21 protein-coding genes are annotated in these 24,171 nt (G+C 69.0%); 19 read left to right on the top strand and 2 right to left on the bottom strand.

Annotated features, from left to right (window positions below; all coding sequences use genetic code 11):
* Window positions 1-97 precede the first annotated feature (97 nt).
* From ACW4TU_RS35165 to ACW4TU_RS35255, 19 genes are all read left to right on the top strand, one after another.
* Window positions 98-766, top strand: coding sequence for a GntR family transcriptional regulator (locus ACW4TU_RS35165; protein WP_457419918.1), 669 nt, complete (start codon window positions 98-100; stop codon window positions 764-766).
* On the top strand, window positions 763-1,674 hold the full coding sequence (locus ACW4TU_RS35170) for a dihydrodipicolinate synthase family protein (RefSeq protein WP_457419920.1): 912 nt from the start codon (window positions 763-765) through the stop codon (window positions 1,672-1,674). Before ACW4TU_RS35165 ends, ACW4TU_RS35170 begins: the two co-directional genes overlap by 4 nt.
* Window positions 1,671-3,410 carry an L-arabinonate dehydratase gene (gene araD / locus ACW4TU_RS35175; protein ID WP_457419922.1) on the top strand — a complete coding sequence of 580 codons (1,740 nt, stop codon included), beginning with the start codon at window positions 1,671-1,673 and terminating at the stop codon, window positions 3,408-3,410. The genes ACW4TU_RS35170 and araD overlap by 4 nt, the downstream gene beginning before the upstream one ends.
* A gap of 111 nt (window positions 3,411-3,521) precedes the next feature.
* Entirely contained in the window at window positions 3,522-4,457 is a 936-nt protein-coding gene (locus ACW4TU_RS35180) for a carbohydrate ABC transporter permease (protein ID WP_457419924.1), read from the top strand.
* Window positions 4,454-5,353: a carbohydrate ABC transporter permease gene (locus ACW4TU_RS35185; RefSeq protein WP_457419926.1), complete on the top strand. Its 900-nt coding sequence runs from the start codon at window positions 4,454-4,456 to the stop codon at window positions 5,351-5,353. Before ACW4TU_RS35180 ends, ACW4TU_RS35185 begins: the two co-directional genes overlap by 4 nt.
* Window positions 5,350-6,648 carry a pectate lyase family protein gene (locus tag ACW4TU_RS35190; RefSeq protein ID WP_457419928.1) on the top strand — a complete coding sequence of 433 codons (1,299 nt, stop codon included), beginning with the start codon at window positions 5,350-5,352 and terminating at the stop codon, window positions 6,646-6,648. The genes ACW4TU_RS35185 and ACW4TU_RS35190 overlap by 4 nt, the downstream gene beginning before the upstream one ends.
* Window positions 6,645-7,835, top strand: a complete 1,191-nt coding sequence (locus tag ACW4TU_RS35195) for a Gfo/Idh/MocA family protein (protein WP_457419930.1) — start codon at window positions 6,645-6,647, stop codon at window positions 7,833-7,835. Before ACW4TU_RS35190 ends, ACW4TU_RS35195 begins: the two co-directional genes overlap by 4 nt.
* Window positions 7,835-8,686, top strand: a complete 852-nt coding sequence (locus tag ACW4TU_RS35200; protein ID WP_457419932.1) for a DUF6807 domain-containing protein — start codon at window positions 7,835-7,837, stop codon at window positions 8,684-8,686. Before ACW4TU_RS35195 ends, ACW4TU_RS35200 begins: the two co-directional genes overlap by 1 nt.
* The gene (locus ACW4TU_RS35205; RefSeq protein ID WP_457419934.1) at window positions 8,683-10,236 is read left to right on the top strand and encodes a glycoside hydrolase family 43 protein; all 1,554 of its coding nucleotides are present in this window, start codon (window positions 8,683-8,685) and stop codon (window positions 10,234-10,236) included. Before ACW4TU_RS35200 ends, ACW4TU_RS35205 begins: the two co-directional genes overlap by 4 nt.
* Window positions 10,237-10,269: 33 nt before the next feature.
* On the top strand, window positions 10,270-12,297 hold the full coding sequence (locus tag ACW4TU_RS35210) for a pectinesterase family protein (protein ID WP_457419936.1): 2,028 nt from the start codon (window positions 10,270-10,272) through the stop codon (window positions 12,295-12,297).
* 52 nt (window positions 12,298-12,349) lie between these two features.
* Window positions 12,350-13,687 (top strand): ABC transporter substrate-binding protein, encoded by a 1,338-nt coding sequence (locus ACW4TU_RS35215; protein WP_457419938.1) that lies wholly within the window; start codon window positions 12,350-12,352, stop codon window positions 13,685-13,687.
* A gap of 128 nt (window positions 13,688-13,815) precedes the next feature.
* Window positions 13,816-14,616 carry a rhamnogalacturonan acetylesterase gene (locus ACW4TU_RS35220; RefSeq protein WP_457419940.1) on the top strand — a complete coding sequence of 267 codons (801 nt, stop codon included), beginning with the start codon at window positions 13,816-13,818 and terminating at the stop codon, window positions 14,614-14,616.
* A gap of 53 nt (window positions 14,617-14,669) precedes the next feature.
* Complete coding sequence (locus ACW4TU_RS35225) at window positions 14,670-15,989, top strand: pectate lyase family protein (protein ID WP_457419942.1); 1,320 nt, start codon at window positions 14,670-14,672, stop codon at window positions 15,987-15,989.
* A gap of 2 nt (window positions 15,990-15,991) precedes the next feature.
* Window positions 15,992-17,113, top strand: a complete 1,122-nt coding sequence (locus ACW4TU_RS35230; protein ID WP_457419944.1) for a pectinesterase family protein — start codon at window positions 15,992-15,994, stop codon at window positions 17,111-17,113.
* Between the two features lies 1 nt (window position 17,114).
* On the top strand, window positions 17,115-18,158 hold the full coding sequence (locus tag ACW4TU_RS35235) for a pectinesterase family protein (RefSeq protein ID WP_457419946.1): 1,044 nt from the start codon (window positions 17,115-17,117) through the stop codon (window positions 18,156-18,158).
* 158 nt (window positions 18,159-18,316) lie between these two features.
* Entirely contained in the window at window positions 18,317-18,388 is a 72-nt protein-coding gene (locus ACW4TU_RS35240) for a hypothetical protein (protein WP_457430487.1), read from the top strand.
* A gap of 138 nt (window positions 18,389-18,526) precedes the next feature.
* Window positions 18,527-19,669 (top strand): right-handed parallel beta-helix repeat-containing protein, encoded by a 1,143-nt coding sequence (locus ACW4TU_RS35245; RefSeq protein WP_457419948.1) that lies wholly within the window; start codon window positions 18,527-18,529, stop codon window positions 19,667-19,669.
* Between the two features lie 155 nt (window positions 19,670-19,824).
* On the top strand, window positions 19,825-20,619 hold the full coding sequence (locus ACW4TU_RS35250) for an HAD family acid phosphatase (protein WP_457419950.1): 795 nt from the start codon (window positions 19,825-19,827) through the stop codon (window positions 20,617-20,619).
* A gap of 172 nt (window positions 20,620-20,791) precedes the next feature.
* Entirely contained in the window at window positions 20,792-21,946 is a 1,155-nt protein-coding gene (locus ACW4TU_RS35255) for a right-handed parallel beta-helix repeat-containing protein (RefSeq protein ID WP_457419952.1), read from the top strand.
* A gap of 73 nt (window positions 21,947-22,019) precedes the next feature.
* Here ACW4TU_RS35255 and ACW4TU_RS35260 read toward each other — a convergent pair whose 3' ends face one another.
* Window positions 22,020-23,708: a rhamnogalacturonan lyase B N-terminal domain-containing protein gene (locus ACW4TU_RS35260; protein WP_457419954.1), complete on the bottom strand. Its 1,689-nt coding sequence runs from the start codon at window positions 23,706-23,708 to the stop codon at window positions 22,020-22,022.
* A 48-nt stretch (window positions 23,709-23,756) separates the two neighbouring features.
* On the bottom strand, window positions 23,757-24,065 hold the full coding sequence (locus tag ACW4TU_RS35265; protein ID WP_457419956.1) for a hypothetical protein: 309 nt from the start codon (window positions 24,063-24,065) through the stop codon (window positions 23,757-23,759).
* Between the last annotated feature and the right edge of the window lie 106 nt (window positions 24,066-24,171).

Consider the following 24,171-nt stretch of genomic DNA (forward strand, 5'->3'; position numbering starts at 1 on the left):
CGTACTTCGTACGTCATATATGAGACGCGATATGTGAGATCCGATACGCGAGATCTGATCCGGTGGATCCGGTCCGTCAAGCTTCCGAGAGGCACGCATGACCTCTGTGCCCACGCCGATCCCGTCCCGCACGCAGTTCGTGCAGGAAGGGATCAAACACCGCATCCTCACCGGACAGTTGACGCCGGGGCAGGCCCTGGTCGAGACCGAGCTCGCCGCACAGTTCGGGGTGTCGAAGACCCCGGTGCGCGAGGCGCTCAAGACGCTGGCCGGCACCGGGCTGGTCGTGATGAACCAGTACAAGGGCGTCACGGTGCGCATGGTGGACGCGGACATGGCGCGCGAGGTCTACGACGTACGGCTCCTGCTGGAGCCGGAGGCCCTCAAGCGGTCCGTGCGCAGAGGCGCCTCGCTCGATGCCGCCCGGGACGCGCTCACCCGCGCCGACCAGGCCACCGACACCGCCGAACGCTCCCTGGCCAACCGGGAGTTCCACCGCTCGCTCTACGTCCGGTGCGGCAATCCGCTGCTCGGCCGGATGCTCGACGAGGTCCGCGACCAGGCCGCCCTGGTCTCCGCCGTCGCCTGGGCCGCCAACCCCTCCTGGGAGCGGGAGGCGGACGAGCACCGCGAGATCCTGCGGCTCGCCCTCGCCGGTGACTCGGACGGCGCGGCGCGCGCCCTGCACGCGCACATCGAGTCGTTCGTGCAACGGGCTTACCCGGCAGGGGAGTCCGAGGCCCAGGGAGAGGACGGTCAGGAATGAGCGGCGTGGCGTTCGAGGCACAACGGGCGGCCCTGGCCGACGTGGTGGCGATCCCGGTGACCCCGTTCGCCGAGGACGGCACCGTCGACCGGACCGCCCACCGGGCCCTCCTGCGCCGACTGATCGACGGCGGCATCACCACCCTCACGCCGAACGGCAACACGGGTGAGTTCTACACCCTGACCCCCGAAGAGCGGCGCCTCGTCACCGAGTTGACCGTCGACGAGGTCGGTGACCGGGCCGTGATTCTCGTCGGGGTCGGGCACGACGTACCGACCGCCGTGGCAGCCGCCCGGCACGCCCAGGACGCCGGGGCCGCGATGGTGATGGTCCATCAGCCCATCCACCCGTACGTCTCGCAGGGCGGCTGGGTCGACTACCACCGGGCCATCGCCGAGGCCGTGCCCCGACTGGGGGTCGTCCCGTACATCCGCAACGCCTCGCTGAGCGGCCTCAGGCTCGCCGAACTCGCCGACGTCTGCCCGAACGTCATCGGCGTGAAGTACGCCGTCCCGGACGCCGCCCGTTTCGCCGCCTTCGCACGGGACGCCGGCCTCGAACGTTTCGTGTGGGTGGCCGGGCTCGCCGAGCCCTACGCGCCCTCCTACTTCTCGGCCGGCGCCACCGGCTTCACCTCCGGGCTGGTGAACGTCGCCCCGGCCGTTTCGCTGAACATGATCGAAGCGCTTCGATCGGGGGACTACCCGGGTGCCATGAAGGTCTGGGAGCAGATCCGCCGCTTCGAGGAACTGCGCGGCGCCAACGCCTCCGCGAACAACGTGACCGTCGTCAAGGAGGCCCTCGCCTCTCTCGACCTGTGCCGCCGCGACGTCCGCCCGCCGAGCCGCGCCCTGCCCGAGGACGAACGCGCCGAGGTCGCCGAGATAGCCGCCGGGTGGTCCATATGAAGCCCGGCCAGGCACGAAAAGCACCGGAGGAGCTCAGGAGCCATCAGTGGTACGGGACCGACGGGCTGCGCTCCTTCAGCCACCGGGCCCGCACCCGCCAGCTCGGCTACCTCCCCGAGGAGCACCTCGGCAAGCCCGTCATCGCGATCCTCAACACCTGGTCGGACATCAACCCCTGTCATGTGCACCTGCGTGACCGGGCGCAGGCCGTGAAGCGGGGTGTGTGGCAGGCGGGCGGATTCCCCCTGGAGTTCCCGGTCTCCACCCTCAGCGAGACCTTCCAGAAGCCGACCCCCATGCTCTACCGCAACCTCCTCGCCATGGAGACGGAGGAGCTGCTGCGCTCGTACCCCGTCGACGGGGCCGTCCTGATGGGCGGCTGCGACAAGTCCACGCCCGCCCTGCTCATGGGGGCGGCCAGCGTCGACCTGCCCGCCGTCTTCGTGCCGGCCGGGCCCATGCTGCCGGGGCACTGGCGAGGCGAGATCCTCGGCTCCGGCACCGACATGTGGAAGTACTGGGACGACAAGCGCGCCGGGCTCATCGGCGACTGCGAGATGACGGAGCTGGAGAGCGGGCTCGCCCGTTCCCCCGGGCACTGCATGACCATGGGGACGGCGTCCACGCTCACCGCCGCCGCCGAGGCGCTCGGGGTGACCGTGCCGGGGGCGTCCAGTATCCCCGCCGTCGACTCCGGGCACGATCGGATGGCCGCCGCGTCGGGCCTCAGGATCGTCGAACTGGTCCACCAGGACCGGAAGTTGAGCGACATCCTCACCGCCGACGCCTTCACCGACGCGGTCACGACCGTCCTCGGCCTCGGCGGCTCCACCAACGCCGTGATCCATCTGATCGCCATGGCGGGCCGGGCCGGTGTCCGGCTCACCCTCGACGACTTCGACCGCATCGCGCGGACCGTACCGGTGCTCGCCAACGTACGGCCCGGTGGACAGACGTACCTCATGGAGGACTTCCACTTCGCCGGGGGCCTGCCCGGATTCCTCTCCCGGATCACGGATCTGCTGCATCTGGAACGGCCGACGGTGTCGTTCGACAGCATGCGTGAGCAGCTCGACGGCGCGCAGGTGCACAACGACGACGTCATCCGCCCGCGCGACAAGCCCGTCGCGAACGAGGGCGGGGTCGCCGTCCTGCGCGGCAACCTCTGTCCGGACGGTGCGGTCATCAAGCACATCTCCGCCGAGCCGCACCTGCTCCAGCACACCGGACGCGCGGTCGTCTTCGACGACTACCGGACCATGCAACGCACCATCAACGACCCGGAGTTGGACATCACCGCCGACACGGTCCTGGTGCTGCGCGGCTCCGGCCCCAAGGGTGGCCCGGGCATGCCCGAGTACGGGATGCTGCCCATCCCCGACCACCTGCTCAAGCAGGGGATACGGGACATGGTGCGGATCTCCGACGCCCGGATGAGCGGGACGAGTTACGGCACGTGCGTGCTGCACGTGGCCCCCGAGTCACATGTCGGCGGGCCGCTCGCACTCGTCCGCACCGGGGACTCCATCACCCTCGACGTCGAGGGACGGTCGCTTCAACTCAACGTGGACGACGACGAGTTGGCGCGCAGGCGGGCGGATTGGACGCCGCCGGCCGAACGGTACGAGCGCGGGTACGGCGCGCTCTACAACGAGCAGATCACACAGGCCGACACCGGCTGCGACTTCGAGTTCCTGGCCAGGCCGGGCAAGGTGCGCGACCCGTACGCGGGCTGACCACAGCAGCAGCAAGCAGCACCACATCGCACAACCCTGCACCAGGAGAAAGCGCTTCCCGTACGACGCAGGCACGACGCACGCACGACGTACCGAGAACGGAGAACAGTCATGGCCCAAGCCGCAGTCGTGGCGAAACCGCCCGCGCCTCCCCGGCGGCGGCGTGCCTCCGCGACGCCGCGAAGGCTCCCGTATCTGCTGATCGCACCGGCCGCCCTGCTCATGGTGGGCTTCATCGCCTACCCGGTCATCAGCGTCTTCTACTACAGCCTGCAGCACTTCAACCCCACCAAGCCCTGGCGCAACGGCTTCGCGGGCTTCGACAACTTCACGCACGCCTTCACCGACGACCCCCAGTTCTGGGACACGCTGGTCTTCAGCGGCAAGTGGGTCGTCGTCGAGGTCGGCCTGCAGCTGATGTTCGGTCTGGCGCTCGCGCTGATCGTCAACCAGACCTTCGTGGGGCGGTCGATCGGCCGTGCGCTGGTCTTCTCGCCCTGGGCCGTCTCGGGCGTACTCACCTCCGCGATCTGGGTGCTGCTCTACAACTCCCAGACGGGCATCACCCGTTACCTCGCCGACGCGGGCATCGGCACGTACGGCACGAGCTGGCTGTCGGAGACCTCCACCGTGTTCCCGGCGGCGATCGTCGCCGACCTGTGGCGAGGCGTGCCCTTCTTCGCGATCCTCATCCTCGCCGACCTCCAGTCCGTCTCGAAGGACCTGTACGAGGCCGCCGAGGTCGACGGCGCCAGCCGGTTCAAGCAGTTCTGGCACATCACGCTGCCGCACCTCAAGGACGCCATCGTCCTGTCCACGCTGCTGCGCGCGGTCTGGGAGTTCAACAACGTCGACCTCCTCTACACCCTCACGGGCGGCGGACCGGCCGGCGAGACCACGACACTCCCGCTCTACATCGCCAACACCAGCGTCGACGCCCACAACTTCGGCTACGCGTCGGCCCTCACCACGGTCGCGTTCGTGATCCTGCTCTTCTTCTCGATCGTCTACCTGCGGCTGAGCAAGTTCGGAGGGGAGAACAAGTGATCACCAAGGAAGCCACCGTGATCGTGCCCACGCCCGTGGACGACATCCCCGAGCCGCCGCGTCCGGCCAGGAAGCAACGACGCGCCTGGGACGAGGCCCCGCGCTGGCAGATCTACCTCCCCCTCGGGATCTACCTCGTCTTCACCCTCATCCCCTTCTACTGGATCCTCCTCTTCGCGCTGCGCCCGGCCGGGTCGACCTCCCTCGTCCCCTGGCCGATGACCCTCGACCACTTCGACAAGGTGTGGACCGAGCGAAGCTTCGGCACGTACTTCGAGAACAGCATCCTCGTCGGCCTCGCCACGCTGGTGATGACGACGCTCGTCGCCCTGGCCGGCGGTTACGCCCTCGCCCGCTTCGACTTCAAGGTCAAGCGCGCCTTCATGCTGGCCCTGCTCTGCTCCCAGTTCGTGCCGGGCGCCCTGCTGCTGGTGCCGCTGTTCCAGATCTTCGCCGAGCTTCAGATGATCAACTCGCTGGGCGCGGTCATCATCGCCGAGACGGTCTTCCAGCTCCCGCTGTCGATGATCCTCATCAGCGGATTCATCAAGAACGTGCCGTACACCCTGGAGGAGGCCGCCTGGGTCGACGGATGCAACCGTTTCACCGCGTTCCGGATCGTCGTACTGCCGTTGCTGCGGCCCGGGTTGATCGCCGTCGGCTCCTTCGCCTTCGTGCACTCCTGGAACCACTTCCTGTTCGCCCTGATGTTCCTCAGCGACCAGGGCAAGCAGACCATCCCGGTCGGCCTCAACACCCTGATGAGCGCGGACAGCGTCGACCTGGGCGCCCTCGCGGCGGGCGGCATCATCGCCGCCGTACCCGTGGTGATCGTGTTCGCCTTCATCCAGAAGTGGCTGATCACCGGCTTCAGCGCGGGGGCGGTGAAGGGATGAGACGCCTTCTTCAAGTAGCCGCGTCCATCGGCTTGTTGGGCGCCGTACTGAGCACCCCGGCCGGCGCAGACGCCCGTGACCTCAGCCGCGACACCCTGCCCGCGAACGACGGCTGGGCCGCCGCCGAGGGCGGCACCACCGGCGGCGCGGCGGCGGACGACGCCCACGTGTTCACCGTACGCAGCCGCGCCGAACTCGTCCGCGCCCTCGACGGCGGCAGCGCCACCCCGAAGATCATCCGTGTCGCGGGGGTCATTGATGCCAACACCGCTGATGACGGTGGGCACTTGGGGTGTGGTGACTACGCGTCCGGGACCGGCTACACGGTGCGGAAATACCTGGCCGCGTACGACCCGCGCACCTGGGGTTCCGCCAAGCCGAGCGGGGCGCAGGAAGAGGCCCGGCAGATCGCGGCGGCCCGGCAGGCCGAGCGGATCGTGCTGCCCGTCGGCTCCAACACGACCATCCTCGGGCTCGGTTCGGGCGCCGTCCTCAAGGGCGCGAGCCTCCAGGTCAAGAACGCGGACAACGTGATCGTCCGCAACCTCGAACTCCGCGACGCCTACGACTGCTTCCCCGTCTGGCAGCCCAACTCCGGTGGCCTGGGCGACTGGAAGACGGCGTACGACACGATCTGGCTGAACGGCGCCACCCATGTGTGGGTCGACCACGTCACCGCCTCCGACAAGGGCCACCCGGACGCCGACGAGCCCACCTACTTCGCCCGCAACTACCTGCGCCACGACGGTCTGTTGGACATCACCAACGGCTCCGACCTGGTCACCGTCTCCTGGAGCCGGTTCGCCGACCACGACAAGGCGATGCTCATCGGCAGCGGCGACACGGCCACCGGTGACCGCGGGAAGCTCCGTGTCACCCTGCACCACAACGAGTTCCGCTCGGTGACGCAGCGCGCCCCGCGCGTCCGCTTCGGACAGGTGCACGTCTACAACAACCGCTACCTGGTCGACCACGACGACGACTACCGCTACTCGGTCGGCGTCTCCACCGAGTCCGCCGTGTACGCCGAGAACAACGCCTTCACCACCCCAGGGCACGTCGAGGCCGCCGACCTGGTCAAGAGCTGGAACGGCACCGCCCTGCACCAGACCGGCACCCTCTTCAACGGCTTCCCGGTCGATCTTCTGACCATCTACAACGCCTACAACTCGGGCAGTGAGCGTGACCTCACGGCCGACGTCGGCTGGACGCCTACCCTGCACACAAAGATCGACAGCGCCGACACGGCCGACCGAGAGGTGGCACGCGGCGCGGGCGCAGGGAGGCTCACATGAACACGACACCGACGGCCACATCGACGGCCACTTCGTCGCTGGTCACCCCGGTTCCGGTGGTTCTCGCGGGAGCGCGCGGTCACGGCCACTGGCATCTGGCGAACATCCGCCGGCTCCAGGACAAGGGGCTCGTCCGGCTGGCGGGCGTCTGCGAGCTGACCCCGCTGACCGACGAGGAGCTGGACGGCCTCGGCACCCCCGAGCAGTCCGCCGACTTCGGCGCGCTCCTCGACTCCACCGGCGCCGCCGTCGCCGTGATCTGCACGCCGATCCCCACCCACACCGACCTCGCGCTCATCGCCGCCGCCAAGGGCGTGCACCTGCTGCTGGAGAAGCCGCCGGCGCCCTCGTACGCGGAGTTCCGCCGGATGGCCGACGGGGTCGCGGCGGCCGGGGTCGCCTGCCAGATCGGGTTCCAGTCGCTGGGCTCGCACGCCCTGCCCGCGATCCGGGAACTGATCTCCGAGGGCGCCATCGGCACGGTGACCGGCGTCGGCGGGGCGGGCGCGTGGGCGCGCGACGAGGCGTACTACCGGCGTGCGCCCTGGGCAGGCAAGCGCAGGCTGAACGGCGTGGACGTCATCGACGGCGCCCTCACCAACCCCCTCGCGCACGCGGTCGCCACCGGCCTCGCCCTTGCCGGGAGCACCCGCGCCAAGGACGTCACCGGTATCGAGACCGAGCTGCTGCGCGCCAACGACATCGAGTCCGACGACACCTCGTGCGTCCGCGTCTCCACGGTGAACGGCGTCCCGGTCACCGTCGCCGCCACCCTGTGCGCCGAACACCCGGGCGACCCGTATGTCCTCGTGCACGGCACCAGCGGCCGGATCACCTTCTGGTACAAGCAGGACCGCGTGCTCCTCCAGCGTTCCGGACACGGCCCGGAGGAGTACGAGTACGACCGCACCGACCTGCTGGAGAACCTCGTCGACCATCTCACCGAGGGCGCGGAACTGCTGGTCGTGCCCGACGTGACCGGCGCGTTCATGCGGGTCGTCGAGGCGATCCGCCAGGCCTCCGACCCGGCTGAACTCCCCTCTGAAGCATGGGAGTTCGCGCCCGGGGAGACCCCCCGCCGAGTGGTCCCCGGCATCGACGGTCTCGTCGCTGCCGCCGCCGACACCCTCTCCCTCTACTCCGAGCTGGGCGCCTCCTGGGCGCTCCCGAAAGAGGTGAGCACCTGATGAACCAGATGCCCAACGAGTCGCTGGTCCTGCGGGTCGCGGGCCGCCCGGTCGGCCGCTACACCGGCCGGCCGGAGCTGCCGCTCCGCCACGCGCCCCGCCCGTATCTGCACCCCGTCACCACCCTGGCCGGCACCGCCGTCACCGAGCTCAGCCCCGCCGACCACACCCACCACCTCGGCGTCGGTGTCGCCATTCCCGACGTCGAGGGGAACAACTTCTGGGGCGGGCGCACCTATGTCCGGGACCAGGGTCCGACCGAGCTGGACAACCACGGCGCCCAGCGGCACACCGCCTACCAGCTCCGCGACCCCGACGGCTTCGTCGAGGAACTGCGCTGGATGGTGGGCGGGGCCGAGCTGCTGCGCGAGCGCCGAACGGTCGCCGCCACCGAACTCACCGGCTCCGCCTGGGCGTTGGACTTCACCTTCTCCCTCACCAACACCACCACCGGCCCCCTCTCCATCGGCAGCCCCGCCACCAACGGCCGCCCCGGCGCCGCCTACGGCGGCTTCTTCTGGCGGGCGCGCAAGGAGCCCGGCGCCCCCGACGTCTTCACGGCCGCCACCGAGGGTGAGTCGGCGGTCCACGGCACCCGCGCAGACTGGCTCGCCCTGGCCGGTACCAACTGGACGCTCGTCTTCGCCGGCGCCACCGAACAGACCCGCCGCGACCCGTGGTTCGTCCGGGCCGAGGAGTACCCGGGGGTCGGCTCGTCGCTCGCGTACGACGAGCGGCTGCCGATCGACGCCGGTGAGACCGCCGTACGCCGGATCGTCACCGTCGTCGCCGACGGGCGCCTCGACCGGGGCGAGGCCGCGGCTCTGGTACGGAAGGCGGTGAGCGCGTGATCACCGGTGCCGATCTCGGCGACGGGACCTATCGCAACCCGGTCCTGAACGCCGACTGGTCCGACCCGGACGTCGTCCGTGTCGGCGACGACTTCTACCTCACCGCGTCCAGCTTCGGCAGGGCACCGGGCCTGCCCCTTCTCCACTCCCGGGACCTCGTCAACTGGACCCTCGTCGGCCATGCCCTCGAACGCCTGCGACCGGACAGTGAGTTCACGGTTCCGCGCCACGACTGCGGTGTCTGGGCACCCTCGCTGCGCTATCACGACGACCGGTTCTGGATCTTCTGGGGCGACCCCGACCACGGCATCTTCCAGGTCAACTCCCCGGCGATACGCGGCCCTTGGACCAGTCCGCACCTGGTCAAGGAGGGCAAGGGACTCATCGACGCGTGCCCGCTGTGGGACGAGGAGACCGGCGAGGCGTATCTCGTGCACGCCTGGGCCAAGTCCCGGTCGGGCATCAAGAACCGGCTCACCGGCCACCGGATGCACCCCGAGGGCACGGGACTTCTGGACGAGGGCAAGGTGATCGTCGACGGCGACCGCATCCCCGGCTGGTTCACCCTTGAGGGCCCGAAGCTCTACCGGCACGACGGCTGGTTCTGGATCCTGGCACCCGCCGGGGGAGTGGAGACCGGCTGGCAGGGCGCCTTCCGCTCCCGGGACTTCTTCGGGCCGTACGAGGAGCGAATCGTCCTGGAGCAGGGGGACACCGACGTCAACGGGCCCCACCAGGGCGGCTGGGTGCGCACGTCGGCCGGCGAGGACTGGTTCCTCCACTTCCAGCAGCGCGGCCCGTACGGCCGTGTCGTGCACCTCCAGCCGATGAGCTGGGGTGGAGCGGAGGGGCCGGAGGGTGCGGACGGCTGGCCGGTCGTGGGCAACGCCGGCGTCCCCGTCGCCGTACACCGCAAGCCCGGTCTGCCGGCGCAGCCGCCCACCGCGCCCGCCACCGACGACGACTTCCCCGGCGGACGGTACGGCCGTCAGTGGCAGTGGACGGCCAACCCCCAGGACGGCTGGGCCACCCAGCACTCGGGGGACGGGCTACGGCTGAGCTGCGTACGCAGTGCCGACGCCCATGACCTGCGGAAACTCCCGAACGTCCTCACCCAGCGGCTGCCCGGCGTCGAATGCGTGGTCGAGGTGGAGCTACGCCTCGACAGCGAGGAGCCGGGGGCCCGGGCCGGGCTCGCCGTGCTGGGCGACTCCTTCGGCTGGATCGGCCTGGAGCGTGCGGACGACGGTACGGTCCGGCTCGTCCACCGGTTCGCGGAGTCCGTCGCCGACCGGGAGCGGGACGCCGGTCATCCGCGGGTGGCTCCCGGGGGACGGGTCCGGCTGCGGATCGCGGTCGGGGCGGGGGCGCGCTGCCGGTTCGCGTACGACCTCGGTGCCGGGGAGGGCTGGGAGTCGTCCGGGCCGGTGTTCGCCGCCACCCCCTGGCGCTGGGTCGGCGCCCTGCTCGGCCTCTTCGCGCTCGCACCCGTCGGCGGGGGACAGGCCGGCGCGGCCACGTTCACACAGTTCAGCGTCACCTCTACGTAACTCACCTTATTCGTATGCCTGTTGGGAGCCGCAATGACGCACTTCCCTAGCAAGCGCTTACCGGGCGCCCCTGGCCCCGTCGCCGTCGGCAGAACCCTGGCGACCGTCGTGGCTCTGGTGGCCGCCCTGGCCCTCGGAGCGGCCGGTGAGGCGACCGCGGTCACCTCCGTGACGGCCGCCGCTCCCTCCACGGCCAAGGGCCCCGTGACGGCGGCCCCCCGCTGGACCGACCGGGCCCACGGTTTCGCCTCCCTCGCCGGCGGCACCTCCGGCGGAGCGGGCGGCGAGGTCGTCACGGTCACCGACCAGGCCTCGCTGGTGAAGTACGCGGCGGCCGAGGAGCCGTACGTCATCCGGGTCGCGGGCTCGATCGACGTGGCGCCCTTCGGAGCGGATGTCGTCGTCACCTCGAACAAGACGCTCATCGGCGTCGACGACACCGGCGAGATCGTCCACGGTGAACTGCACCTGAACCCCGGCACCAGCAACGTGATCATCCGCAATCTGACGATCCGTGACTCGTATGTCGAGGGCGACTGGGACGGCAAGACGACCGACTTCGACGCCATCCAGATGGACACCGTCGACCACGTCTGGATCGACCACAACCGCTTCACGCACATGGGCGACGGGCTGCTCGACATCCGCAAGGACAGTCAGTACATCACCGTGTCCAGCAATCAGTTCACCCACCACAACAAGGCGTTCGGGATCGGCTGGACGGCCAATGTGCTCACCCAGATCACCATCGACCACAACTGGTTCACGGGCACGAAGCAGCGCAACCCTTCCGCCGACAACTGCGCCTACGCGCACCTCTACAACAACTACGTGTCGGCGCAGGTCGCCGACGGCGATCCCGTCTGGACGTACGGGAACTGGTCGCGCGGCAGGACGAAGATGGTCATCGAGAACAGCTACTACGACGGTGTCCAGCATCCCTACCAGGCGGACGCCACCGCCGAGTTGGTGCAGCGCGGGTCGATCCTGAGGAACGTCAGCGGGCGGCAGGACGCGTGGGGTACCGCCTTCGAACCCCGTGACTTCTACGCCTACCGGCTGGACCCGGCCGCCGCCGTACCCGCGCTGGTCAAGCGCTTCTCCGGGCCGCAGCAGCGGATCGGCGCCGCGGTGACACTCCACGTCCCCGCCGCCTACCCGACCGTTCAGGCCGCCGTCGACGCCGTGCCCGCCGGCAATGACAGCCCGGTGACCATCGCCGTCGCGCCGGGCACGTACCGCGAGAAGGTCTTCATCCCGGCCGGCAAGGCGCACATCCTGCTCCAGGGGACCGGCCGGAACCGCTCCGACACCGTCATCGTCTACAACACGCCCGCCGAGTACGGCGGTTCGACGGGAAGCGCCACGGTCCGCATCGCCGCGAGCGACGTCACCGCCCGCAACCTCACCTTCAGCAACGACTTCGACGAGGCCGCGGTCGAGCTGAAGGGCGAGCAGGCGCTCGCGATGAAGACGACCGGCGACCGGATCGTCTTCGAGAACACCGCCTTCCTGGGCAACCAGGACACCCTGATGACCGACAGCCCCAAGCTGGACGTGATCAGCCGCGTCTACGTCCGCGACTCGTACATCGAGGGCGACGTCGACTTCGTCTACGGGCGCGCGACGACCGTCATCGAGCGGTCGGTGATCCGCGCGCTGAGCCGCGGTTCCACCACCAACAACGGCTACCTCACCGCCGCTTCGACCTGGACGGGCAATCCGTACGGCTTCCTGATCACCCGCTCCAAGGTCGTGAGCGACGCGCCCGCCGGCTCCTTCCACCTCGGGCGGCCCTGGCACCCGGGCGGCGAGCCGAACGCCGTGGCCCAGGTCCTGTTCCGGGACACCGAGTTGCCCGCCGCGATCAAGGCCTCGCCGTGGACCGACATGAGCGGCTTCTCGTGGAAGGACGCGCGCTTCACCGAGTACCGGACCTACGGACCCGGCGCCGAAGTGACCGCCGACCGGCCGCAGATGAGCGAGTCCGACGCGGCCACGCACACCGTGGCCGACTACCTGAACGGTACGGACGGCTGGGCCCCCCACGTCCGCCGCTGACCCCCCACAACTTCACAGTCTCCGATTGATCCAGAAGAGAGAGTGCCGACCAATGAAGATCAGCATCCGCAGAAGCAGGCGCGCGGCCATCGCCGTGGCCCTGGGTTCCGTGCTCGCCCTGACCGCCACCGCCTGCGGCGACGACGGCAGCGGAGCGGGCGGGGACAAGGGCAACGAGGGCTCGGGCAAGGGCCGGATCACCTTCTGGGACAACAACGGCGGTGTGCGTACCGACGTCTGGAAGGAGATCATCGCCGACTTCGAGAAGGCCAACCCCGACATCAAGGTCAAGTACGTCGGGATACCGTCGGACAGCATCCAGTCCAAGTACGACACCGCGATCCAGGGCGGCGGCCTGCCCGACGTCGGCGGAGTCGGCGCGGCCATGCTCGCCGGCATCGCCGCCCAGAACGCCCTGGAGCCGCTGGACGACCGGCTCAAGAGCAGTTCGCTGAACGGCAAGCTGACCCCGGGCATGATCGACAGCGTGCGCAGCGCGGGCGGCGGCGACGACCTGTTCACCGTCCCGACCTCCGCGAACAACGGCACGCTCTGGTACCGCACCGACCTGTTCGAAGCGGCGAAGCTGGACCCGCCGACGACCTGGTCGAAGTTCTACGCCGCCGCGGACAAGCTCACCGACGCGAGCAAGAACAAGTTCGGTTACACCATTCGCGGTGGCGAGGGGTCGATCGCGCAGGCCCTGGACGCGATGTACGGGCAGTCCGGCATCACGTCGTTCTGGAAGGACGCGAAGACCACCGTCAACGACCCGAAGAACGTGGCGGCGCTGGAGAAGTACACCGCGCTGTTCAAGAAGGACACTCCGTCCGCCGACGTCAACAACGACTTCAAGAAGATGGTCGCCCAGTGGGACAGCGGCGACATCGGCATGCTGAGCCACAACCTCGGTTCCTACCAGGACCACCTGAAGGCGCTGGACGGCAAGTTCCGGGGCATTCCGAACCCGACGCAGGACGACGGGACCCGGGTTCAGGTCTCCAACCCCGTTGACGGGCTCGGTCTGTTCAAGTCCAGCAAGAACAAGACGGCCTCGTGGAAGTTCATCGAGTTCGCCGTCTCGCACGCGTCCAACAGCAAGTGGAACGAGTCCGCCGGCGCCATTCCGTCCAACACGGAGGCGGCGAAGGACGCGTGGATCCAGTCCGCGGAGGCGACGAAGCTGGCGGCCGAGTCGCTGAACAGCGGCACGATCAAGATCGTGCAGTTGCCGTACTACCTGCCCGACTGGAACACGATCTCGAAGGCGGACAACGAGCCGAACTTCCAGAAGGTGTTGCTGAAGAAGATGAGTGCGAAGGAATTCCTGGACACGCTGGCCGAGCAGCTGAACGCTGCGCAGGCTGAGTGGAACGAGCAGGTGAGCTAGGTCGGCTCTTCGGCTGCGGTTTCTGCCGTGGCTGGTCGCGCCCCGCGGCGGAGCCGCACATAGATACAGCCCCGCGCCCCTTTTGGGGGCGCGGGTCCCCTGACCCCCTCTCTGAAAGGCACAACGTCGTGTCTCTTAGCCGTCGACAGGTGACCGCGGCTGTTCTAGCCGCCGTTCCTCTCGCTGTCGGTACCTCGGAGAGCGCCTCAGCGCATTCCGGTCGTCGTTCTCGCACGATCTATATCGCCGGTGATTCCACCGCCGCCCAGAAATACGCTGACGCCGCCCCGGAGACCGGGTGGGGAATGGCGCTTCCCTTCTTTCTTCGGGAAGGCCTGGTTGTCGCCAATCACGCGGTGAACGGGCGTAGTTCCAAGAGTTTCTTCGATGAGGGGCGGCTGGCCGCCATTCTCGATGTGATCGCCCCCGGTGACCTCCTTCTCATCCAGTTCGGGCACAACGACGAGAAGAGCGCCGACCCCGTCCGTTACACCGAGCCCTGGACGACGTACCAGGACCATCTGCGGCTGTACGTCGACGGTGCGCGGGCCCGGGGTGCCCGGCCGGTGCTCGCCACCTCCGTCGAGCGGAGAAAGTTCGACGCGAGCGGCAACGCGCTGCCGACCCACGGCGACTACCCGGCGGCGATGCGTGCGCTCGCCGAGGAGGAGCACGTGGCGCTGCTCGACATCCAGGCCCTGTCGATCGCGCTCTGGCAGGAGTTGGGGGTCGAGGAGACGAAGAAGTACTTCAACTGGACAGCGACCGAGCAGGACAACACGCACTTCAATCCGCCGGGTGCCATCGCCGTGGCCCGGCTCGTCGCCGCAGGCCTGGAGCGGCGAAGGGTGCTGGCGCGCAGGGACGTGCGCCGCCTCGACGACGCGATCCCGGAGTCCTGGATCACCTGGCCGCCGGCCGCCGCGTAGCCGCTTTCCCCTCACGTCCGCCCAGCCCGTTCCTCCAGAAGGAGAGCCGCACCATGAACGCTCGCGCATGTCATGATCATGTCACCATGAGGGCAGCCGTCCTGCTCGGCTGCACCGCCCTCGTCCTGACCGTCACCGGCCCCGCCGCCCAGGCCGCCGCTCCGGCCCGTGACCTCGGCCGGCAGACCCTCGCCGCCGGTGACGGCTGGGCGTCCGACGCGGGTGGCACGACCGGCGGTTCGGCCGCCGACGCCGATCACGTCTACACCGTCACCACCTGGGCGCAGTTCAAGGCCGCGCTGAAGGACGGCGGCAACGCGCCCAAGATCATCAAGGTCAAGGGCATGATCGAGGCCGTGTCCGAGGGCTGCGAGGCCTTCGTCGCCGGGGGGTACGACCTCCAGCAGTACCTCAAGGACTACGACCCCGCCGTCTGGGGCAACGACAAGGTCGCCAGCGGTCCGCAGGAGGACGCGCGGGTCGCGTCCGCCGCCAACCAGGACAGCGTCATCAAGGCCGACGTCCCCAGCAACACCACCATCGTCGGCGTCGGCAGGAACTCCGGCATCCTCGGCGGCAGCCTCCAGGTCAAGGGCGTCTCGAACGTCATCCTGCGCAACCTCACCATCGAGGCACCCCTCGACTGCTTCCCGATGTGGGACCCGACCGACGACACCGGCACCGGGGCCTGGAACTCCGAGTACGACGCCGTGGTCGTCTACGGCACCGACCACGTGTGGATCGACCACAACACCCTCACCGACGGCCGCTACCCCGACAGCGAGCGGCCGAGCTACTTCGGCAAGATCTTCCAGCAGCACGACGGGCTGACGGACATCGTGCGCGGCGCCAACTACGTCACGATGTCGTGGAACTCGTTCAAGGACCATGACAAGAACATGCTGATCGGAAACAGCGACAGCGCCGCCGCGACGGACGCGGGCAAGCTCAAGGTCACGATGCACCACAACAAGTTCGAAGGGATCCTCCAGCGCTCTCCGCGCGTGCGCTTCGGACAGGTCGACGTCTACAACAACAGCTACGTGGTGACCGAGGAGCAGAAGTCCGACTACTACATCTTCGGTGTCGGCATCTCCTCGCAGCTGTACGCCAGCGACAACGCCGTCTCGCTGCCGGCCGGCACCAGTGTCGGCAAGGTGCTGAAGAAGTGGAAGGAGTCACCGCTCACCGCCGTGAACAACTACGTCAACGGCCAACTGACCGACCTGATCGCCGTCCACAACGCCGAGATCCCCGCCGAGACGCTCCAGTCGGGCGCCGGCTGGACGCCCACCCTCCGCACGAAGGTCGACTCGCCGCGCGCCGTGCCGTACATCGTCAACCGCGGTGCGGGCGCGGGCAAGGTCTGCTGATCATGGCGAGTCCTCAACTCCCCTTCAGCAGACGCTCGTTCGTCGTCGCGAGCTCCGGGGCCGCACTGGCCCTGGGGCTCGCGGCCCCCGCCCGCGCGGCCGGCCGAACCCGGTTCGGCCGCTACGGCTCCCCGTCCCGCCGCCTGACCGAACAGACCCTGTACGTCGACGCGGCGGGCACCGGTGACTTCACGGGCGTCCAGGCCGCCGTGACCGCCGTCGGCGGCACGGGATACACACTGGTCATCGCGCCGGGCGTCTACCGCGAGACCGTCACCGTCACGGCCGCCCGGACGGAACTGACCCTGATCGGCGCCTCCGAGAACCCGCGCGACGTCGTCATCGTGTACGACAACGCCGCCGGCACCCCGAAACCCGGGGGCGGCACCTACGGCACCACCGGCTCCGCCACCACCCTCGTGCAGGCGGCCGACTTCACGGCCCGCTGGATCACCTTCGCCAACGACTGGCTGCGCGCCGACCACCCGGAGATCACGGGGACCCAGGCCGTCGCCATCAAGGTGCAGGGCGACCGTGCGGCGTTCCACCACTGCCGGTTCCTCGGCCACCAGGACACCCTGTACGCCGACTCGATGAGCCGTGAGGCGTACGCCCGGCAGTACTTCGCGCACTGCTACGCCGAAGGGGACGTCGACTTCGTCTTCGGCCGGGCCACCGCCGTGTACGAGCGCTGCCACTTCCGCACCCTCAACCGCAGCGACCTCGCGGGCACCCCCTACGGCTTCGTCTTCGCGCCCTCCACCGTGGGCACCAACCCCCGCGGATACCTGGTCACCGACAGCCGCGTCACCAGTGAAGCCCCGGACGCCGCCTACAAGCTGGCCCGCCCCTGGGTGCCCAGCTCGGACACCGCCGCCCGCCCGATGCTCACCGTCCGGGACACCCACCTCGGGCCGGGCATCGACGCGGTCGCGCCCTACACCAACATGTCGGACACCTATCCCTGGCAGAGCCAGCGGTTCGCCGAGTACCGGAACACGGGCCCGGGAGCCCGGATCGTCGTCCCCGGGAACCGCCCCCAACTCACGCCCGCCGAAGCCGGGTCGGCGACCCGGGAGACCTACCTCGGCGACTGGACGCCATGGCGCGGACGGTGGTGCTGAGATGCGCCGACGCACACTGCTCACCGGGTTCACCGGCGGCCTGATCGCCACCGGCACGGCTCCCGCCCTCGCGTCCGCCGGCCGCCGCGTCCTGCATGTCCGTCCCGGCGGGTCGGTCCAGGCCGCCGTGGACACGGTGGTGGCGGCGGGCGGGGCCGGCCGGACGATCGTCGTGCATCCGGGGACGTACCGCGAAGTCGTCAACATCCCTGCCTCGGCAGCCGAGTTGACGATTCGCGGTGCCACCCACGACCCGCGCGACACCGTCATCGTGTACGACAACGCCAACGGCACCCGGAAACCCGACGGTTCGGGCACCTACGGCACCGCCGGCTCCGCCACCCTCACCTCGGCGGCGCCCGGCCTGACCGTACGCGACCTGACCCTCGCCAACGACTGGCTGCGCGCGGACCACCCCGAGATCACGGGGACGCAGGCCGTCGCCGCGTATGTCACGGGGGACCGGTCGCAGTTCACGCGTGTCCGGTTCCTGGCCCACCAGGACACCCTGTTCGCGGACACGACGGCACTGACCGCCTTCGACCGGCACTACTACCGCGACTGCTACATCGAGGGCGACGTCGACTTCGTCTTCGGGCGGGCGCGGGCCGTCTTCGAGCGCTGCCACTTCCACACCCTCGACCGGGACGTCGCCTTCAAGCCCGAGGGCATGGTCTTCGCGCCCGCCACGGCCCGCGCCAACCCCTACGGCTTCCTGGCCGTGCGCGGACTGGTGACCTCGGGCGCGGAGGACGGCGCGTACAGGATCGCCCGGCCCTGGGTGCCGTCGTACGAGACAACCGCCTGGCCCTCGTTGGTCGTTCGGGACACCTGGCTCGGCCCGGGCATCGACGCGGTGACCCCCTACATCAACATGCGCGAGGCCTACCCCTGGCAGACCATGCGCTTTCGTGAGTACGGCAACTCCGGTCCGGGCGCGGTGATCCCGGTGCCGGAGAACCGGCCGCAGCTCACACCGGCGGAGGCCGCCGAGCACACGCGGCGGACGTATCTCGGCGACTGGTGCCCCTATGAACGGCCGTGACCGGGAGGTGGGGCGACGTACGCGCCGGCAGACCGGCAAGCGTGCTGAACTCCGGACGAAGAACACACCGTCCGCCACTCGTAGGCCGGCCCGCCGTCTGAAGGCCGTTCCATCAGCTCGGGCAGCACCTCCTCGCCTATGAGGCCCGCAAGGCCGGAGTGGCGTTTCGTGAGGTGAACGCCGCCCGCACCTCGCAGCGCTGTGACTCGGGTTCACGGCCGAGAAGGTGACCGCACCCCCGCAGGACGACGTCTTCACATGGCTGGACGCCGTCCCCAACCCCCGCAACCCGCCCCCGACCGCTTTTCCCCAACCCCCCACCGCTGCACCGACTCCCCTCCCCGTTACGACGAAAGGACCCGCACGTCATGCGTCGTATCACTCGTACCACCCGCGCCACTCGCACCAAGAGCTCGCTCGCCGCTCTCGCCGTCACCACCGCCGGTGTCGGCCTCGCGGTACTCCCCACCCCCGCCCAGGCCGCGACCGTGGTCGTCTCCACCTCCGCCCAGCTGAGCAGCGCCATCTCCAGCGCCACCGCCGGTACCGTCATCCAGGTGCGGGCCGGTACGTACTACCCGACGGCCACCCTCCAGTCGACGGCCAACGGCACGTCCGCCAGCCGCATATACCTCCAGCCGTACGGCTCGGAGACGGTCAGGATCGACGGGTCGAACCTGCCCGACGGTGACTGGATCTTCAAGCTGACCGCCGACTACTGGACCGTCTCCAACATCACGTTCCAGAACTCGCCGGACAGCGCGGTCGTCTGCCAGTCCTGCGCCTCCACGGTCTGGAGCAACATCAAGACCATCAACGGCGGCGACTCCGGCTTCACGCTCACCGGCGACAACACCACGAACAACACCGTCAGGAACATCGACTCGTACGGCAACTACGACCCCGCCAACCACGGCGAGAACGCCGACGGCATCGCCGTGAAGTTCGGCTCCGGCACCGGCAACCTCATCACCGGCGCCCGCCTCTACAACAACTCGGACGACGGGCTGGACTTCTGGTCCTTCTCGTCGCCGGTCACCGTCGAGCACACCTGGTCGATGGGCAACGGCAGGAACCGCTGGTCCGACTCGGCGTTCGCGGGTGACGGCAACGGCTACAAGCTGGGCGGCGACGGCGAGACCGTGGCCCATGTCATCAACAACTCGGCCGCCTGGGACAACGCGGGCAACGGCTTCACCGAGAACAGCAACAAGGGCGCCATCGTCATCAACCGCACCACCGCCTACGCCAACGCCAAGTGGGGCTACTACTTCGCCACCGGTGCCGCCAAACTCGGCAAGAACCTGGCGGTCGGCAACAGCTCCGGGTCGGTGAGCAGGAGCTCGTCGGTCACCTCGTCCGGCAACAACTGGGACTCCGGGATCCCGACCCCGTCCTTCGTGTCCACGAACGCCTCGACCACGTACAACTCCCGTGCCGCGGACGGGACGTTGCCCGCGACCACGTTCCTGACCACGGGCAGCAGCACGATCGGGGCGACGATGAACTGACCGCCCGTCAAGGCGAGCTGAGAGATGAACCGAGGGGTGCGGCGTCACTGCCGCACCCTCCACTCCTCAATGGCTGGTTTCCTACCCCTATCGACTTGATATAGATCAGGCAAAAGGTCTGGCAACCGCGAGGGTGACGCGCGTAGAAACCTGACATGCATAAGTCACTCCGGTTCGCGACGCTCACTGTCGCCTGTGCCGTCGCGGGCGCCGCCCTGTACGGCACAGGCGCGGCCACCGCCCACCAGTCCACGGCGAACTCCACCCACGAGCCCTACAACATCGGGCTCCTGGTCAAGGACATCGACACCTACTACGGCACCGCGCCGGACGCCAACGGTGTGTACCAGGCCTCGACGAGCAGCCAGTACGCCAAGGACCTGGCTCAGATCGAGTCGGCGGCCAGGCACTACATCGACAAGACGGCGCGCAAGGCGCTGCACAAGGGCGAGAAGCCCGCGGTCGTCTTCGACATCGACGACACGCTGCTGCTCTCTCTCGACTACGAGAGGAAGACCAACTACACGTACAACTCGGCCACTTGGGCCGACTACGTGGCCAAGGCCGACCGCCCGGCCGTCTTCGGCACGCCCGAGCTGGTCGCCTACGCCAAGGCCAAGGGCGTCGAGGTGTTCTACAACTCCGGTCTGAAGGAGTCGCAGCGCGCCGCGGCCGTCGCGAACCTGAAGAAGGTCGGCGCCGACATCAACCTCGACGCCGACCACATGTTCCTCAAGGACGCGGCCAACCCGCCCGCCTACCTGAGCGCCTGCGCCACGCCCGGTGCCTGGACCTGCACGACCGTGCAGTACAAGTCCGGCACCCGGGGGCACATCGAGGACCTCGGGTACGACATCATCGCCAACTTCGGCGACCAGTACTCGGATCTCGACGGCGGCTACGCGGACAAGACGTACAAGCTTCCCAACCCGACGTACTTCGTGAGCTGAGCCTCGGCTCCTCACTGGTCCGATCGCACATCGTACGGACCACGGCAACCCTTTTCGGCCGGGCGGCAACAAGACGGCAGAGCCGGGCTGTGGCCTCACCTCATCGGGGCCTCAGCCCGGCTTGTCTCTCAGGGAACGAACGCGGTCCCAGCCCCGAGGAAAGGAACGCCCCGTGCGCATCGGCACCGGCCGTCACCGCAGAAACCCCACCTTCTCCATCGCCGCGGCGGTGGCCCTCGCCTCGGGTGCGGGTGGCGTCTATCTCGGCCTCTCGCCCGACGGAGCGAGCGCTGCCGGCACCACGGTCACCGTCTCCAGTACCGCTCAGCTGGAGTCCGCGGTGAAGAACGCGGCGGCCGGCACCGTCATCCAGGTGCGCGCCGGCACGTACTACCCGAAGGCCACCCTCAAGTCGACGGCGAACGGCACGAGTTCGGCCAGGATCACGCTCCGGGCGTACGGCGGCGAGAAGGTGAGGATCGACGGTTCCAAGCTGCCCGCCGGGTCCTGGCTGGCCGGGATCTACGGCGACTACTGGACCGTTCAGGACCTGGCCTTCCAGAACTCCCCGGCCCAGGGCTTCGTCGTCACCTCGTCCGTCGGCGGGATCTTCAGGAACCTCGTCACCGCGAGCAACGGCGACTCCGGGTTCACCCTGCGCGGCGACGGTACGAGCGACAACCTCGTGCAGAACCTGGACAGTTACCTCAACTACGACCCCGCGGGCCACGGCCAGAACGCCGACGGCCTCGCCATCAAGTTCGGCTCCGGCACCGGAAACCGGATCACCGGAGCGCGCCTCTACAACAACGCGGACGACGGGCTCGACCTCTGGCAGTTCTCCACCCCCGTCACCATCGAGCACAGCTGGGCCTTCGGCAACGGCAGGAACCGCTGGCACGACTCCGCGTTCGAGGGCAACGGCAACGGCTTCAAGCTGGGCGGCGGGGGCGCCTCGGTCGCGCATGTCGTCAACAACAACGCGGCCTGGGACAACAACCTGCACGGGTTCACGGAGAACTCCAACACCGGTGCGATCCTGCTCAACCGCAACACCGCCTACGCCAACGCCCAGACCGGCTTCTACTTCGCCACCGGCAAGGCCCGCCTCGCGAGAAACCTCGCGGTGGGCAACAAGGGCGGCCTGTCCAAGCTCGGTTCGTCCACCGTCTCGGCGGCCAACAACTGGGACAGCGGCGTCTCGACACCGGCGCTGAAGTCGAAGGACGCCACGACGGCCTACGGTGCCCGCCAGTCGAACGGCTCGCTGCCGGCGACCACGTTCCTGACCGTGGCCTCGACGGTCATCGGGGCGACCATGAACTGACGTACCCCGTAAGGAGAACGAGCCCCCTGCCGGTCGTCACCGGCAGGGGGCTCTCTGACTGGCCGAGGGGGGGTCAGGCCAGCAGATCCAGGCAGTCGAACGAGGTGCCCGGGCTGAGGAACGCCGTGCCGCTCGAACCACTGACGATGTTGATCTTCAGCACGTTGTACTGACTCGTGTCGGTCTTCCACGCACTACTGGGGACGCTGTACGTGATCGTACGGTTGTTCCCCCGATATGACCCAGTGGTGAGGGAGCGGGTCGAGGGCTGAGCGGATGCCGAGGGGATCGCCGACACCCAGTCGTTGACCGTGACGCGCGGGCGCCCGCCCGCAAAGGCGTCCGTCACGCCGATGCGCAGGGTGTGCGTGGCGGCGGCCTGGGCCGCGGTCAGCTTGAAGTAGACGAGGATGCCGTCGTTGACGCCGCTCCACATGTAGGCCGGGAAGTCCGCCGACGGTGTCTGTGAGCCGCCGCCGATGGTGACGTTCCCCGTCCACTTCGCGGCGCGGCCGTCCGACGGATGCGCGTACGTCATCAGCTTGGCGTTCTTGAACTCGCCGGGCGTGCCGTCCCAGTCCCCGAGCCGCCAGATGGTCTTCGCGGCGGACGGGTCCCCGGTCACGGTGACGCTGTTGAGGGCGGTCGTGCCGCCCGCCTTCACCGTCACCGACCCGCTGTGTACGGCCAGCTCACCCTTGTACACGGTCAGCGTGTACGTCCCCGGCAGCATCCCCTTGCAGGAGAAGGCGCCGGTGCCGGAGGCAGCCCTCGCCCAGTACTGGGCGCCCGCGTTCGCGAAGCCCACGGTGTACGGGTACTTCGCATCCATCCCCTTGATGCCGACGCCGGCCACCTTGCCGCGCCCGGCCGCGCCCACCCAGCCCGTGATGCCGAGCCCGTCCACCCAGGAGGTGTCGAGGCGGGCGGCGGCGAGGGAGGACGAGGGGGCGCCGCCGTCCGTGAAGGCGAGGACGTACGGGCCCTGCAGGCCGAAACGTTCCGGCTCTGTCTGGGCCTCGTTGTAGTGCAGGATCTCGTACAGTCCCGCGCCCTTGTCGTTCGAGTGGCGCAGCAGCGAGCGGTAGAAGGGGCCGCCGGAGGCCTTCTCGTGGTTGGAGCGCACGATCCACAGGCCGACCGAACCGGTGGTGAAGCCGATGTGGTCGTAGTCGATGACCCGCTTGCCCGAGTAGTGCTTGGAGTGCGTGGTGCCGTCACCGCGCCTCCAGACGTCCCCGGCCTCGATGATCTTGTCGGAGGCCTCGATCCAGGAGTCGGATCCCTCGTTCGGGAACATCCCCGGCCTGAGGCGGACGAGGAAGCGGGTCGCCGTGAAGGAGGCGTCCGCCTTGTTCGTCCACAGGTAGACGTTGTTCTGGCCGCTGCGCGCCGCGTACCACTGGGTGATCGGCCCGTGCACGACCTTCACCAGGATCGTCGAGCCCGACTGCCTGACGGTCACCGTGGACGCCCCGAGCCCCGACTCGACGTGCGAGTGCCTGCCGCCGTAGCCCTCGTACTCCTTGCCCCGGTAGACCAGGGAGGTGAGGTCGCCGGTCTTCTTGGAGACCTTGAAGACGAGCGAGGCCCCGGTGTTGATCACGAAGTTGGTGCCGTCGTCGGTGTGGCCGAAAGTAGCCGCTGAAGCGGACGACAGCAGACCGCTGCCGGTCGCCACCGCGGCGCCCGTACCGGCCACGCCCACGGCGGAAGCGGCCAGCAACCTGCGGCGACTGAGGTTTCTCTTGTGCGTGCTCACGGCTGCCGGCTCCGTCGTGCTGGAAGGGTGACTTACTTGTACGTGATGTCAGATGGCGAGAACTTGTCTGTGGTTCCGTCCGTACCGCTGCCGGTTTCGGTCGGTTCCTTGCTCTTGTTGTTGGTTCGCGTTCACGCCGACCAGCACCTTGCCCGGCGCGGTCGCGTCGATCTCGCTGCTCACGATCGTGCGCCCGACCCGCGTCCCGCGGTTGCCGCAGGAGCGCGGCTCGAAGATCGGGTACCGGCCCTCGTCCTCGCTGCCCCTGGCCGTCGGCCGGATGGCGGCGGCACTGGCGATCGCGGCCTGCCGGCCGGTGGCCCGGCGGCGGACGCGCTGTTCGACTCGTGCGGTCATGAACCGTGTTCCCTGGTGGCGAGGAGATGTGTGCGTCTCCTGGTCGCCGCCCGAGCGGAAAGGGTTGCCGCGTCCGCGGAAATTCTTCGCGAGGTGCCGCTACCGC

This window comes from Streptomyces kryoterrae (assembly GCF_054072135.1).